This is a genomic window from Rheinheimera texasensis DSM 17496, assembly GCF_000711985.1.
GTDB lineage: Bacteria > Pseudomonadota > Gammaproteobacteria > Enterobacterales > Alteromonadaceae > Pararheinheimera > Pararheinheimera texasensis.
This window is the reverse complement of the sequence record NZ_JONU01000008.1, coordinates 152,103-166,171: the sequence shown is the minus strand read 5'-3', so window position 1 is coordinate 166,171 and position 14,069 is coordinate 152,103. Positions and strand designations below refer to the sequence as shown.

Genomic DNA, 14,069 nt, shown 5'->3' with positions numbered 1-14,069 from the left:
ATGCTGTTGGAATACCGTCCCCCACAGTCGCCTTATCTGGATATCCTGTATCAGGATGAAGCGATAGTGCTGCTGAATAAACCCAGTGGTCTATTGTCCGTACCGGGCAAAGCGGTAGAGCATCAGGACAGCCTGCAAACGCGGGTGCAGTGTGTCTTTCCAACGGCGCGTACTGTACACCGTCTGGATATGGCGACTTCAGGTTTACTGGTCATGGCGCTGACTGCGGATGCGCAGCGCCAATTGAACTGGCAATTTGAGCGACGGCAAACTGAAAAACACTACATAGCAAGGCTAGAAGGGTATTTAACGCCCCAATCAGGCATGGTCGACCTGCCACTGATTTGTGACTGGCCCAACCGGCCTAAGCAGATGGTTTGCTTCCAGCGCGGCAAATCAGCGCAAACTTTATTCGAAAAACTGGCGATTGAAGAAAACGCAACACGAGTGCGACTGACCCCGGTCACCGGCCGCTCACATCAGCTGCGGGTGCATATGCTGTGGTTAGGGCATCCCATTTGTGGTGATAAATTTTACGGCACTGCGCCTGATGATAAAACTGAACGATTACAGCTACATGCAGCAATGTTACGCCTGAGACATCCGGAAACAGGCCTGTGGTTACAGTTCGAGTCACCGGCACCGTTCTAGAAAAATACCTGTTTCACGTTAACCGCAGATTCATCTTCTGCAGTTAGCATGGCCCCGCTGACGCGCCGAATGCTGACAACGAAAAAGCCGTTTTGTTCAGCAAAGCAACAGTAAATTTGTTTAATCTAAACAAATCAAATAAAATTAGCGCGTTGGAAAACCCCCTAAGGAGATATGGATGAAACTGAAAACTAGCGCAATTGCCGTTCTGGCAGCTTTACCCCTGATGACTTCTGTAGCATCAGCCGCCCCAACTGCTGCTGAACTGCAAGATCGGGTTTACGGTTCTGTGTTCTGGGAGCACTACGCACCGGACAACGACAAAACTAAATCATTAGACTGGAAAGGTCAGAACAACGGCAACGGCACTGGCCTGAACATCGGTTACCGTATCAGCGAAAGCTGGGGCATCCGTGCGGAATACGTCCGTCAGGATCTGGAATCAGAATTCTCTGATGCAGACATCAAAGGCAACCGCGTGGGTATGGACCTGGTTTACCACGTTGACAGCCTGCCACTGTACTTCGTCGGTGGTGTGAAGAACTACACCACAGGCCGTTCAGCGTCTGCTGCCAACATCGGTATGGGCGTGAATATGTTTGTGACTGATGAAGTTGCCTTCTTCGTTGAAGCCAACCGTTATCAGGGCATCAGCAAAGCTTTTGGCGACCACGGTGTGAAACTGGGTTTGACCTACAACTTCGGTGCAGCACCAGCTGCTGAACCAGCACCAGCGCCTGAACCAGCCCCGGCTCCAGCTCCAGCTGTTGGCGATGCAGACCAAGACGGCGTAACTGATGATAAAGATCAGTGCGCAAATACCCCAATCACTGACAAAGTAGACACTGTAGGTTGTTCAATCTTCACTGAAAACTCTGTCAGCATCGCGCTGAATGCTCAGTTTGACAATGATTCATCTGTGGTCAAAGAACAGTACCATGCTGATATCGAAAAACTGGCAACTTTCCTGAAACGCTTCCCGAACACTGATGTTGAAATCGGTGGTCACGCGTCAAACGTCGGTACTCCAGCTTACAATCTGGCACTGTCTCAACGTCGCGCTGATGCTGTTGCAGACGTACTGGTGAACAACTACGGTATCGAGCGTAGCCGTGTGAAAGCTGTTGGTTACGGTATCACCAAACCAAAAGCTGCTGGTAGCTCAAAAGCTGCTCACGCGATCAACCGTCGTATCGAAGCGACTGTCACTGCCTCTGTAAAAGAAGCTGTTCAGCGTTAATTCGTTGTATGACTGACAAAGCCACCTCCGGGTGGCTTTGTTTTTTCTGAATTGCCTTCAGTTGCGCGGTGACAGGCCGATACTGCTGTTAATGTGCCTATCTGACGGACTTTGCAGATGCTCCAACCACTCAGCAAATTCATTTTTCTCACTAGTCTTTGTATTTTCGCTTTGCACTCACACGCCGAATCTGTGGTTTGGGACGAACAGCAAACCAGCAGTGATTTACAAAGGCAAATTGCCGCCAGCCAAATTAACGCGCTGAAATCTGACCAACAATCCTTTTTAACTTTGCAACGTGCCGCAATGACGCCCTTTGTTAAAGGCACTGTCATTCTGGTGCCAGACTGGTCGCAACATGCAGCCAGCCCAAGAGCTGTGGAGTACCTGCGCAATTACCTAATTGATTTTGGCTGGAACACCACGGCAATGATGGTGCCGCCTGCAGTGACAGAAACCAGTACGGAAAATCTGCTGTCTTATCAGCAGCAGTTGCTGACGCGACTGAAAATCGTCATGGCCGAAGCCGAGAGCAAACCCGGCACTATCGTGGTGATTGGCCTTGGCCACAGTGGCGCTTTGCTGAATCAGTTGTATAAAAACGAAGAGCTGTCGGCACCACAGGCACTGGTATTGATTGGTGCAGCCATGCAGGATGTGACTCTCAATGAACAGGTCGCCGAAGCCCTAAGTCAGCATAAAGTCCCCACGCTGGATCTGCTGCCGCAGACAGACAATGCCTTTGCCCGCAACAGCGGCAGCTTGCGGCTGCAACTGGTGCGAAAACATATCAAAGAGATTTACCGGCAACGGCTACTGCCGGGTTCGGTCGAACAAGACCATCCCTGGCTGGCCCGGGAGATCCTCGGTTGGCTGCGTTACATTGGTTATTAAAATCAGGTTCAGCAGTTACTTTTTAAAGCGCTCCACCAGCTGATACAGCGTTTCAGCGTTCTTTTCTAAGTCACTGCTGACTTCTGCCGTCTGCTCACTTTGCTGATAACCGTCACCCGCCAAATCCGCGATTCGGCTGACTTGCCGATTGATATCCTCTGACACATGCGCCTGTTCTTCCACCGCAACGGCAATCTGATGCCCCATCCGGGCAATCAGATTCACCGCGTCCATAATCCCATTCAGGGTCTGCTCGGTTTCCTGCACTTTCGCCACTCCGGATTCTGTCGCCACTATACCTTCATCCGCCGCCGCGACTGCATTACGTGCACCCTCTTGTAAGTTAAAGATAATTTGTTTGATCTGCTGAGTCGATTGTTGAGTGCGCTGTGCCAGCTGTCTGACTTCATCTGCGACCACGGCAAAACCCCGGCCTTGTTCACCAGCACGCGCCGCTTCAATCGCAGCATTGAGTGCCAGTAGATTGGTTTGCTCAGCAATTTGCTGAATAATTTCAGCTGCCTGTGTGATACTTGCGGTTTGTGTTGCAAGCTCAGTCACAGATTTAGCAATACCCCGGACTGTCTGTGCCAGATTTTCGATAGCGGTGCGGGTCTGCACAGCAACAGCCTGGCCTTTCGCCGTGAGCTGATTCGCATTCGATGCCTCAGTAGAAGTCAGCTGCACATTCTGCGACACCTCAGCGATAGTGTGCGTCATCTGATTCATCGCCGTCGCCGTTTGTTCGGTTTCCTGTTGCTGGGAAGAAATCACCGACAAGGTGCTACGCGACAGCTGATGCGCCTGCGCCGATTCACGCGAAGCGGTCAGCGCCGCATCTTCCAGCCGGGTCAATACAGTGCGCAAATGTGCGGTGTCGGTGATCATCGCCAGTTCCAGCAAGCCCCAGGAGTCGGTTTTGCCGGTATAAACCTGCGCTGCAACCGGGCACATAAACGGATTACTCAGCTGAGACGAAAGTTGCTGCTGTGCTTCGCGGGTCCGATGTTGCAGATACCCCACCACAGCGCCGGTCACACAGCCAGCCGCGACAGCGGCTGTAACAGCACCAGCGGTGACGGCCACCAGCCCAACGGCCACCGTGCTGCCAACGGCTGCCAGCGGCAGCGCAAGCTTCATCAAATCAAGCGACGAGCTGACCTTACCTCCCTGCGCCAGCGTTGCATACACCTGCTGCGCCCGTTGCACCTGCTCGGCTGTCGGTTTTACCCGAACGGACTCGTACCCCACCACTTTACTTTGCTGCAAAATCGGCGTGACATAGGCATTCACCCAATAATAATCACCATTTTTACAGCGATTTTTGACTATCCCCATCCAGCATTTCCCGGCTTTCAGATACTCCCACATGCCCTGAAATACTGCCGGCGGCATGTCCGGGTGGCGCACCAGATTATGCGGCTGGTTGATCAGCTCATCGCGGCTGTAACCGCTTATTTCCACAAATGCCTGATTACAATACTGAATATGACCAGAAGTGTTAGTTGCAGAAATTAAACGTTGTTCAGACGGGAAAGTTCTTTCGTGTTGAGTCACTGGCAGATTCTGGCGCATATCGTCCTGTTCCTTTGCTGGGATTTACCGACAATCCATACAGGATTTACCTGTCTTGAGAACTGTAGTTCAGCCATAGACAAATGCAAATCCAAAGGCCTGGCGGTAAACTAGGGCACAGATCTTCTGACGGGAGGAATTATGTCACCGGTTTTAACGACGATAGGATTGCTGGTCCTCAGCAATATTTTTATGACCTTTGCCTGGTACGGCCATCTGAAACACCTGAAGTCGTCTGCGTTGATAGTAGCGATTCTGGTGTCATGGGGCATCGCATTATTCGAATATATGTTGATGGTGCCGGCGAACAGGATTGGCTCGCAGATACTGAGCCTGGCGCAGCTGAAAATCTTACAGGAAGTGATTACGCTCGCCGTGTTTATCCCCTTTGCCGTGCTCTATATGAAAGAACCTTTTAAGCTGAATTATGTTTATGCCGGGATTTGTTTGCTGGGCGCCGTGTATTTTATGTTCTACCACAAAGGCTAAGCGACGCTTAGCCACGGTGTTGCTTCAACAGCTCGTAAGCGGCTTGAATTTGCTGGGTTTTCTGATTGGCCAGTTCAAGCATTTCTTTCGGTAAACCCTGTGACACCAGTTTGTCCGGGTGATGTTGTGACATTTGCTTTTTGTAGGCTTTTTTCAGCTCACTATCGCTGCAGCTCTGTGCCACGCCGAGCAGCTGATACGCATCCGCAACCGCATCGGCCGCCGGAGTTTGCTGGGTCTGGCGCTGGGAAAAACGCGCTTCGGCTTCAAATCGCCCCAGTAAATACTGCAACCGGGTGTTTGAAATCGCCAGGGCGCCAGCGACTTGCTGTAATAACTTCAGTTCAATATCACTTAAGCGCCCATCAACATAAGCAACCGAGATTTGGATCTCGAGGAACATCTGCAACAAATCCGGCCGCCAGCGAAACGCTTGCCGCAATGTCTGAAGTTGCTGCAGTAGCGGAAAATCGGCGGCTTTACCTTCGCGAAATGCCCTTTGTGCTTCCTGCTGCTGTGCAGCGCCAAGGCCCAGCTGCTGCATAAAAGCCACGGCTTTATCAATATGCGCCGGCGTTACCACGCCATCAGCTTTGGCCAGATGCCCCATCACCGCAAAAGTGCTGTACATAAACAGCCCTTGCGCGTCGCCCTGATCGCGTTTTAAGCCAGCAAAACCACCGGCTTGTTCAAATTGTTGCTTCATGCCGCGGTCAAACCAATGACCAATAAAAACACCGGCGATAAGGCCCGGTATTTTAAACATGGCGAGGCCAAACAAACCGCCTAATAACTTGCCCCACATAATCAGCTCCTGCTGCGGAAGAATGAATCGGCGTCAGCCAGTCGCTGTGGCGTACCAATATCAGCCCAATAGCCATGATACAGCTCAGCACTGACTTGCTGCTGCGCCATGGCAGCGCGTAAAAATGGCGCCAATTTTTGCGGCCCTGGTGGCAACTCACGGAAAAACTCCGGCCGATATACCGCAATGCCACTGAAAGTAAATTTGCTATCACCATCCGCCAGCGCCAGGCCTTGCTGCAGCGCAAAATCACCCTGTGGATGTTGTGGCGGATTCGGCACCAATACCAAATGCGCTGTTTTGCCGGGCTTTAAAGCATCAAACAACGTGGCAAACGGATAATCGGTTAACACATCGCCGTTGACCACCAAAAACGGCTCATCACCCAGCAAAGGCAGTGCCAGTCGGATACCGCCGGCGGTTTCCAGTCCGGTAGCCCCTTCCGGTGAATATTGGATCTGCAAACCGTATTGCTGTCCGTCACCCAGTTCAGCCTCAATTTTGTGGCCCAGCCAGGCATGATTGATCACCACATGCTGAATACCTGCTGTATGCAGCGCCTGCAGGTGATGCACAATCAGCGGTTGTCCGCCAACGGCTAATAAAGGTTTGGGCAGATAGTCGGTTAACGGCCGCATCCGTTCGCCGCGGCCGGCGGCCAGAATCATTGCCCGCATGCCCTGACCTCAGCAAAACGTGGCAGCACCACTTGTTCGAACCAATGGCTAAACGCCGACAGCTCCGGATACTGTTTCGCAATATCAACAACGTAACCCACAACCCGCGGCAAATCAGCCAGGTAACCAGCTTTGTGATCGCGATGATAAAGCCTGGCAAAAATGCCACAGACTTTTAGATGTCGTTGCAGGCCGGTCCAGTCAAAAGCGCGGCGGAACTGGTCGAGCGTATAATCGGCAGGGACCAATAGCTGTTGCTGCAAGCTTTGATAAAACTCATCCCGCAGCAGTGCGACATCCGCATCAGGCCAGCGCAGATAACAGTCGCGCAGCAGCGACACCGCGTCATAACTGACTGGCCCCACCACCGCATCCTGAAAGTCGATCACTGCCAAAGAGCGATCCGGCAGGATCATCAGATTGCGTGAATGAAAATCACGGTGCATGCCAGCTTGTGGTTGCGTCAGCACCTCGTCGGCAATTTGTCCGAAACTGGTGTCGAGCAGGGCTTGGGTTGCAGAGTCGATCGGTAAGTGCAGATGTACCGGTAAAAACCAGTCGGTAAAAATCTGTAGTTCGCGCAGCACAAAGGCGCGGTCAAATGCCGGCAACGGGCCCTCAGACGTGTCGCGCACTTGTTGCTGCAATGGCAGCAGGGCAAGCGCCTGACGATACCAGTGCTGCATATTGTCCTCAGTCAGGCTGAATTGCAGCAAATCGTCACCCAAATCTTCCATTAGCACCAACCCGGCGGCCGGTTCAGCCTTCAAAACCTGTGGCACCCTCAAACCGGTTTGGGCCAATGCCCGCGCCACGGCAATGAAACGCAAGCAATCTGCCGCCACCGGTGGTGCGTCCATCAGCATCCAGTGCTGAGTGCCACTCTGCACCCGCCAATAACGGCGAAAACTGGCGTCCCCGCTCAGCGCGGTGCATTGCATGTGGCTGTCTGCCTGATACTGCTGTAAAAAATTCTGGATTTGTGACAACCTTTCCGCCACTTGTGCACTCCAAAGCGAGCAAAAGCCGCACTATAACGGATTAGCCGAGCGGCGAAAATTGATTTATCATACAGGCCCTCTTTTTGCATTCTGGTCGGCTGCGACCTGACGGAACAGAGCAACTTTTTTGGAAAACCGGATGAAATACCACGCCTTGTACCTGCTGATGTTCGGACTCCCGGGTCTGGCGCTTGCGGCTGAGCCGGTCAGGCAATGTTATCCCAGTCTGACGCTGCCGGAGCGGCTGGCTCAGCTCGACAAAAATGATAACAACCTGCGGATTTTCTCCGGTAAAGTCAGCCTGAACGATAATCAGAGCGCGATTTTCAGCGATGGCGTCGAGCTGACGCATCGTGACACCTTACTCAGCGCTCCCAGTGCGACCTTCTCCAAAACCGAACAAAAAATGTTTGCTGACGGCGGCATCAGTTATTACAGCCCGCAATTAAAAGTCAGCAGCAGTTCATTCAGCGCCCGTATTGACGATAACAACGCCACGATGACGGATGCAGACTACCGCTTTATCAGTCAGGCTGGCCGCGGGTATGCTAAAGAAATGCAGGCCTCCAGCGAGCAAGTCACCTTAAAAGAAGCCAGTTTCACCACATGCCCGGATGGCGATAACGGCTGGGCACTGGAAGCAGAAGACATTCAGCTCAATGCCGACGACGGCTGGGGCGAAGCCTGGAATTCAGTGGTTAAAATCAAAGGCGTACCTGTGTTGTATCTGCCCTATATGACTTTTCCGGTTAGCAACCAGCGCAAATCCGGTTTGCTGATTCCAAAGTTTGGCAGCTCGCAAAAACTCGGTGTTGATTTCCAGCTGCCTTATTATCTGAATCTGGCCGAAAACTATGACGCTACTATCACACCGCGTTATATGAGTGAGCGTGGCACCCAGCTGAAAACTGAATTCCGCTATCTCACTGCGCAGGACAGTGGCAAATTGCAGCTTGAATTTTTACCGGACGACCAGGACAAACCGGCCGGTTTTGGCAGCCGCTATCTGAGTCACATCGAACATCGCTCTGATTTCGCCGACAACTGGCGGGCGCAGGTCGATTTTACCGATGTCAGTGACGATGCTTATCTCAGTGAACTGGGCTCCGACTTTAATAATCAAAGCGACACCCAGCTGAACCGTCAGGCCAGCCTGAGTTATTTCGGCACTGATCTGCATTCAAATATCCGGCTGCAAGGTTTTGAAATTCTTGGTAATTATGCCGACAACTATTCTTATGCCGCCCTGCCGCAATGGGATTTAAGCTCAGCGCGGCCGCTGAAATTACCGGCGGGGGTAGAATTCAGCTGGCATAGCCAATATTCGCATTTTGCTAATGACAACGCCCCAGTCAAACAAGCGGACCGCCTGCATCTGGAGCCAACGCTGCGACTCCCCTACATCACGCCCGCTTATGAGCTGCAGTTAGAAACCGGGTTGATGTCGACATATTACCAGCAAAAACTCCGTACCGATTTAACCAACTTACCTACTGAACTTGGCCGGGTCGAAGAAGATACTGCCCGTCATCTGCCAAAAGTGCAGGTCAACGGCAAACTGAATTTTGAACGCGACGCCAGCTGGTTTGGTCAGGCTTCGTTGCAGACGCTCGAGCCACAAGTTCAATACCTGTACATCCCGTACCGTGACCAAAGTCAGATTTGGCAATATGACACGGCGCGGTTACAAGACGACTATTTTGGTCTGTTCCGACAAAACCGTTTCTCTGGTCTCGACCGCATTAACGATGCCAATCAGTTGACTCTCGGTGCCACGACACGGATTTATGACGAGTTTGACACCGAGCGCTTCCGTTTCAGTGTTGGTCAGATTGTGTTTCTGGCCAATCCGGAGACTAATCAGCTCGACAACAGCCAGACCATTGCGGCGACTGAATCTATTTTTGCCGCCGAGTCAGTACTGCATTTCCAACAACGCTGGTTTTTAAACAGCGGCGTACAGTATGATTCCAAGACTAAACGGATGATCAAAAGCAACGTGTCGCTGGATTACCGCGCCGATGATAAAAATCTGCTGCAGTTGAACCATAGATACAGCCGCTATGTCTCAGGCAACGAGATTGAACAGTTAGGTGCTCTGGGCACTGTGCCGCTGAATCCGCAGTGGCAGCTGGTCGGCAGTTATTATCGCGATTTGCATAATTCGCGCATGATTGAAGCCAATGTCGGTCTGCAATATGAATCTTGCTGTTGGGCTGTCCGGCTCATTGCACGCCGGCAGATTGAAACCAATCTGGATTTACCGATTAATAATATCAACTCTCCGTTCCGGCTCGACAGCGGCATTGCGCTGCAGTTTGTGTTAAAAGGGTTCGGAGACAGTGCAGGTTTTAACGTGTCGGACATGCTGTCCACTGGGGTTTTTGGCTACCGCCGCCCCTATTTATTAAATAATTAGACTGGAAAATTATGAAGTTAACACAGCTGATTGCCGCGACTCTGACGACTTGTGTCCTGTTCAATGTCCAGGCAGCCGAAACCAAAGTCGATGCCGTCGCCGCTATCGTCAATAACAATGTTGTCCTCGAGTCCGAAGTCCGCGACATGATCGCGCGGGTCAAAAAGAACGCCGCTAAACAAGGCCAGACGCTGCCATCCGATTCCGCGCTGCAGGTGCAGGCGCTGGAACGTCTGATCATGAACAGCCTGCAATTACAGGTCGCCAAACGCATGGGCCTGCAGATCACTGATGCGCAGCTGGACCAGACCATTGAAAACATTGCCCGCGAACAAAAAATGAACGTTGAGCAATTCCGTGCTCAGGTTGTCCGCGAAGAAGGTAGCTACGAGCAGTTCCGTGAACGTTTACGCGAAGAGATCACCACAGGCGAAGTGCTGCGTGCCAATGTCCAGCGCCGGATTTATGTGAGCCCGCAAGAAATTGATACGCTGACCAAAATGATGGAACAACAAGGTGCCAGCAATGAGCAATACAACATTGGTCATATACTGATTGCACTGCCGGGCCAGCCGAGCGAAGAACAGATTAAAGAAGCCGAAAGCAAAGCCAGCAAGGTGATGGAACTGCTGCGCGGCGGCAGCGATTTCAAAAAAATCGCCATCGCTTCATCATCTGCTGAAACTGCTCTGGAAGGCGGTGATATGGGCTGGATGAACATCAACGAAATGCCAACTTTGTTTGCTGATCAGGTGCGCGGCAAAAAGAAAAAGGACCTGATTGGCCCGCTGCGCTCAGGCGCCGGTTTCCACATCCTGACCATTTTTGACATTAAAGGCGCCAATGTCGTTGAATTTGAAGAAATTTCTTCACGCCACGTGCTGATTAAACCTTCGATTATCGTCAGTGAGGAAAAAGCCAAAAACATGCTGGCCAAATTCGCCGCAGATTTTAAAGCCGGTAAAGCCGATTTTGCCGCCTTTGCCAAAGAACATTCTGAAGACCCGGGTTCACGCTTAAAAGGTGGTGAACTGGGCTGGGCCGATCCAAATATTTTTGTGCCTGAGTTCCGTGACACTTTAAAAATGCTGCAGAAGAATCAGCTCAGCGAGCCGTTCCGCACGGAACACGGCTGGCACATCGTGCAGTTGATGGACCGCCGCACTGTCGATGCAACCGCTGAGAAAAAACGCGAGCAAGTCACCCGGATGATTTATAACCGTCGTTTCAACGAGGAATCCAGCAACTTCCTGCGTGAAATTCGCGACGAAGCCTTTATCGAAGTTCTGGCGGATAAATAATGACGTTGCGGATTGGCGTTACACCCGGTGAACCGGCTGGCATAGGTCCGGATCTGATTATTCAGCTCGCGCAGCAAGACTGGCCGGCTGAATTGGTGGTGTGCGCCTCCGCCGAATTATTGCTGGAACGTGCACTGCTGCTCGGTTTACCGCTGCAACTACAGCCCTACCAACCGGACCAACCGCCCCAACCACAAAAAGCCGGCACGCTGACGCTGGCACCGTTTCAGCTGGCAGAACCCGTCATTCCTGGTGTACTGAATGAAAATAACGGCCGTTATGTGGTGGATACCCTGACTTTTGCCGGCGAACAGTCGATGCAAAAACAGTTTGACGCTATCGTCACAGGCCCGGTGCATAAAGGCATCATCAATAAATCCGGCATTCCGTTCAGCGGACACACCGAATTTTTTGCCCTGCAGTCGAATACGCCTTATGTCGTGATGATGCTCGCCACAGCCGGCCTGCGCGTGGCACTGGTCACCACGCATATTCCGCTGGCCTATGTCGCAAAAGCCATCACCCGTGAGCGTCTGCTACAAGTCACCCGGATCCTGCATCAGGATTTACAGCAAAAATTCGCTATTCCACAACCACGAATTTATGTCTGTGGCCTGAACCCACATGCCGGCGAAGACGGTCATCTCGGGCGTGAAGAAATCGATGTGATCAGGCCTGCGCTGGATGAACTGCGCGCAGAAGGCATGGACCTGATAGGCCCATTGCCTGCTGACACCTTATTCCAGAGTAAATATCTCGACAACGCAGATGCCGTGTTGGCGATGTACCATGATCAGGGGCTGCCGGTACTGAAACACAAAGGTTTTGGCCGTTCTGTCAACATCAGCCTGGGCTTACCACTGATAAGGACATCGGTCGACCACGGCACCGCATTAGACCTTGCCGGCAAAGGCCTGGCAGATCCTGGCAGCTTCCAGCATGCGCTGGATCAAGCCATTTTTTTAGCGACTCAATCAAAAGCAAAACATGACTGATAATGTACATATGGGGCACCAGGCCCGGAAACGATTTGGCCAGAACTTCCTGCACGACCCAGCCGTGATCGAAAGGATTGTCAAAGCTATCGCGCCTAAACCGGGCGAGCATCTGGTCGAAATTGGTCCTGGCCTTGGTGCGTTAACCGAGCCTGTGGCCGAACGCTGTGGTCATCTGACTGTAGTCGAACTGGACCGCGATTTAGCGCAGCGCCTGCGTGAGCACCCGACCTTAGCCGACAAACTGACGATTTATCAGACCGACGCGATGAAATTTGATTTCAGTCAGCTGATGCCGGCAGATGGCAAATTAAAAGTCTTTGGTAACCTGCCCTACAACATCTCGACCCCCCTGTTGTTTCATTTGTTCGAGTTTGCCGATTGCATCGAGAACATGCATTTTATGCTGCAAAAAGAAGTCGTTGAGCGAATGACCGCCGGTCACGGCAGCAAAACTTTTGGCCGCTTGAGCGTGATGACACAGTTTTTTTGTCAGGCCATTCCGGTAGTGGAAGTGGGCCCGGGCGCGTTTAAACCTGCGCCAAAAGTTGACTCAGCTGTAGTCCGGCTTATTCCAAAACCTGTGGCAGAACGTGCCGACGTGCCGGTGGCTGTGCTCAATCGGGTTTGTCTGGAAGCATTTAATCAGCGTCGTAAAACCCTGCGCAATTGCTTCAGTAACTTCGCGACTGCCAGTGACATTGAGGCCCTCGGCATCGACCCGGGCCTGCGGCCGGAACAACTGCCGGTCAGTGAGTTTATCCGGGTTGCACAGTGGCTGGCCCAGCGACCAGATGCTTTGGGTGTAGCTCTTACAGCCGACGGAGACGAACAGTGACTTATCAGGTTCCGGTTCAGGTAGAAACCTTTTATATCCCGGCGCAATCAGACGCAGCTGCCGAGCGCTTTGTTTTTGCATACACCATTACCATCCGCAATGATTCAGCAGGCCCCGTCAAATTGCTGCGGCGTTATTGGTCTATCACCGATGCCAACGGCAAACATACTGAAGTTCGCGGCGATGGTGTGGTTGGCGAACAACCAGAGCTGGAACCCGGCAGCAGTTACACCTACACCAGTGGCGCTGTACTGGAGACTCCGGTCGGTACCATGCAAGGGCATTATGAGATGCAAACTAAAGACGGGGATTTATTTGAAGCGCCAATCCCACTGTTCCGTCTGGCTGTCCCTAATGTGCTGAACTGATGGCCCGGTATGTCATCGGCGATGTGCAGGGCTGTTTTGACCAGTTACAGCAACTGCTGACACTCATCCAATTCGACCCACAACAAGACCAACTCTGGTTTTGTGGCGATTTGATTGCCCGCGGCCCGAAATCTCTGCAAACCCTGCGTTTTGTCAGGGATCTGGGCCCTGCGGCTATCACGGTGCTGGGCAATCACGATCTGAATTTCCTCGCCAGTCTGCATGGTTATGGCCGGATCACTGCAGCTGACCAGTTAGACGAGCTGTTACAGGCGCCGGATCTGGCTGAATTAGCCTTTTGGCTGCAACAGCAACCGTTGCTGCATTTTGATGCAGAAGAAAACTTATTGCTGGTGCATGCCGGTTTGGCGCCGGAGTGGGACATCACGACTGCTATCGAGGCCTGCAAAGCCGTCGAAGATTGCCTGCGGCTCGATGCACCTTCTCTTTACGCCATCATGTATGGCAACCAGCCAGAATTATGGTCAGAAGCCCGGAATGAGCAGGATAAACTCCGTTTCACTATCAACAGTTGCACCCGTATGCGCTATTGTTTTGCCGACGGACGCCTAGAATTAAAACAGAAAGGCGAATTATCCGACAATCCGCTGTTGACCCCTTGGTTTCATTTCTGGTCTGATAGAGAACACCCGACGATCTTTTTTGGTCATTGGGCGGCGTTACAGGGTTACTCACCTGTTTCCGCTATACACGCACTGGACACCGGATGTGTCTGGGGGCAAGCTCTGACATGCTATTGTATTGAATCGCAACAGCGTTTTAGTGTTGCCGGCTACGAAAAAAGACTATAATACT

The 14,069-nt window shown here is 52.1% G+C and carries 14 protein-coding genes; 10 read left to right on the top strand and 4 right to left on the bottom strand.

All coding sequences use genetic code 11. The annotated features are described in order from the left end of the window. The 3 genes from Q399_RS0106690 (at position 1) to Q399_RS0106680 (ending at position 2,785) form a co-directional block, all read left to right on the top strand. Positions 1-651 (top strand): pseudouridine synthase, encoded by a 651-nt coding sequence (locus tag Q399_RS0106690; protein ID WP_031566994.1) that lies wholly within the window; start codon positions 1-3, stop codon positions 649-651. 178 nt (positions 652-829) lie between these two features. After that, positions 830-1,891 (top strand): OmpA family protein, encoded by a 1,062-nt coding sequence (locus Q399_RS0106685; protein ID WP_031566992.1) that lies wholly within the window; start codon positions 830-832, stop codon positions 1,889-1,891. A 117-nt stretch (positions 1,892-2,008) separates the two neighbouring features. Continuing rightward, positions 2,009-2,785, top strand: a complete 777-nt coding sequence (locus Q399_RS0106680) for a DUF3530 family protein (protein ID WP_031566990.1) — start codon at positions 2,009-2,011, stop codon at positions 2,783-2,785. 15 nt (positions 2,786-2,800) lie between these two features. On the opposite strand, the gene Q399_RS0106675 is transcribed toward Q399_RS0106680, so the two are convergent. After that, on the bottom strand, positions 2,801-4,360 hold the full coding sequence (locus Q399_RS0106675) for a methyl-accepting chemotaxis protein (protein WP_031566987.1): 1,560 nt from the start codon (positions 4,358-4,360) through the stop codon (positions 2,801-2,803). Between the two features lie 141 nt (positions 4,361-4,501). On the opposite strand from Q399_RS0106675, the gene Q399_RS0106670 reads away from it, so the two are divergent. Continuing rightward, a complete protein-coding gene (locus Q399_RS0106670; protein WP_031566985.1) occupies positions 4,502-4,849 on the top strand; it encodes a DMT family protein in 348 nt (115 codons plus the stop codon). A gap of 7 nt (positions 4,850-4,856) precedes the next feature. On the opposite strand, the gene djlA is transcribed toward Q399_RS0106670, so the two are convergent. From djlA to Q399_RS0106655, 3 genes are read right to left on the bottom strand one after another with little or no spacing between them, the layout of a single operon-like run. Continuing rightward, positions 4,857-5,654: a co-chaperone DjlA gene (gene djlA, locus Q399_RS0106665; protein WP_031566982.1), complete on the bottom strand. Its 798-nt coding sequence runs from the start codon at positions 5,652-5,654 to the stop codon at positions 4,857-4,859. 2 nt (positions 5,655-5,656) lie between these two features. Next, positions 5,657-6,331: an N-acetylmuramate alpha-1-phosphate uridylyltransferase MurU gene (murU, locus tag Q399_RS0106660; RefSeq protein ID WP_031566980.1), complete on the bottom strand. Its 675-nt coding sequence runs from the start codon at positions 6,329-6,331 to the stop codon at positions 5,657-5,659. After that, a complete protein-coding gene (locus Q399_RS0106655) occupies positions 6,319-7,332 on the bottom strand; it encodes an aminoglycoside phosphotransferase family protein (RefSeq protein WP_031566978.1) in 1,014 nt (337 codons plus the stop codon). The genes murU and Q399_RS0106655 overlap by 13 nt, the downstream gene beginning before the upstream one ends. 139 nt (positions 7,333-7,471) lie before the next feature. Here Q399_RS0106655 and lptD point away from each other — a divergent pair, with 139 nt between their 5' ends. The 6 genes from lptD to Q399_RS0106625 are packed head-to-tail and all read left to right on the top strand — an operon-like array spanning position 7,472 to position 14,065. Then, positions 7,472-9,751 (top strand): LPS assembly protein LptD, encoded by a 2,280-nt coding sequence (gene lptD, locus Q399_RS0106650; RefSeq protein ID WP_031566976.1) that lies wholly within the window; start codon positions 7,472-7,474, stop codon positions 9,749-9,751. Between the two features lie 11 nt (positions 9,752-9,762). Next, entirely contained in the window at positions 9,763-11,052 is a 1,290-nt protein-coding gene (gene surA / locus Q399_RS0106645; RefSeq protein ID WP_031566973.1) for a peptidylprolyl isomerase SurA, read from the top strand. After that, positions 11,052-12,047 (top strand): 4-hydroxythreonine-4-phosphate dehydrogenase PdxA, encoded by a 996-nt coding sequence (gene pdxA / locus Q399_RS0106640; protein WP_031566971.1) that lies wholly within the window; start codon positions 11,052-11,054, stop codon positions 12,045-12,047. The genes surA and pdxA overlap by 1 nt, the downstream gene beginning before the upstream one ends. After that, positions 12,040-12,885: a 16S rRNA (adenine(1518)-N(6)/adenine(1519)-N(6))-dimethyltransferase RsmA gene (gene rsmA, locus Q399_RS0106635; RefSeq protein ID WP_051685822.1), complete on the top strand. Its 846-nt coding sequence runs from the start codon at positions 12,040-12,042 to the stop codon at positions 12,883-12,885. The genes pdxA and rsmA overlap by 8 nt, the downstream gene beginning before the upstream one ends. Next, a complete protein-coding gene (apaG, locus tag Q399_RS0106630; RefSeq protein ID WP_031566966.1) occupies positions 12,882-13,253 on the top strand; it encodes a Co2+/Mg2+ efflux protein ApaG in 372 nt (123 codons plus the stop codon). The genes rsmA and apaG overlap by 4 nt, the downstream gene beginning before the upstream one ends. After that, on the top strand, positions 13,253-14,065 hold the full coding sequence (locus Q399_RS0106625) for a symmetrical bis(5'-nucleosyl)-tetraphosphatase (RefSeq protein WP_031566964.1): 813 nt from the start codon (positions 13,253-13,255) through the stop codon (positions 14,063-14,065). The genes apaG and Q399_RS0106625 overlap by 1 nt, the downstream gene beginning before the upstream one ends. Positions 14,066-14,069: the final 4 nt, after the last annotated feature.

Coding starts and splice junctions, on each gene's coding strand:
- Q399_RS0106680 (WP_031566990.1), top strand. CDS start 2,009: ATGCTCCAACCACTCAGCAAATTCATTTTTCTCACTAGTCTTTGTATT.
- Q399_RS0106675 (WP_031566987.1), bottom strand. CDS start 4,360: ATGCGCCAGAATCTGCCAGTGACTCAACACGAAAGAACTTTCCCGTCT.
- surA (WP_031566973.1), top strand. CDS start 9,763: ATGAAGTTAACACAGCTGATTGCCGCGACTCTGACGACTTGTGTCCTG.
- Q399_RS0106685 (WP_031566992.1), top strand. CDS start 830: ATGAAACTGAAAACTAGCGCAATTGCCGTTCTGGCAGCTTTACCCCTG.
- murU (WP_031566980.1), bottom strand. CDS start 6,331: ATGCGGGCAATGATTCTGGCCGCCGGCCGCGGCGAACGGATGCGGCCG.
- djlA (WP_031566982.1), bottom strand. CDS start 5,654: ATGTGGGGCAAGTTATTAGGCGGTTTGTTTGGCCTCGCCATGTTTAAA.
- lptD (WP_031566976.1), top strand. CDS start 7,472: ATGAAATACCACGCCTTGTACCTGCTGATGTTCGGACTCCCGGGTCTG.
- pdxA (WP_031566971.1), top strand. CDS start 11,052: ATGACGTTGCGGATTGGCGTTACACCCGGTGAACCGGCTGGCATAGGT.
- Q399_RS0106625 (WP_031566964.1), top strand. CDS start 13,253: ATGGCCCGGTATGTCATCGGCGATGTGCAGGGCTGTTTTGACCAGTTA.
- Q399_RS0106670 (WP_031566985.1), top strand. CDS start 4,502: ATGTCACCGGTTTTAACGACGATAGGATTGCTGGTCCTCAGCAATATT.
- Q399_RS0106690 (WP_031566994.1), top strand. CDS start 1: ATGCTGTTGGAATACCGTCCCCCACAGTCGCCTTATCTGGATATCCTG.
- rsmA (WP_051685822.1), top strand. CDS start 12,040: ATGACTGATAATGTACATATGGGGCACCAGGCCCGGAAACGATTTGGC.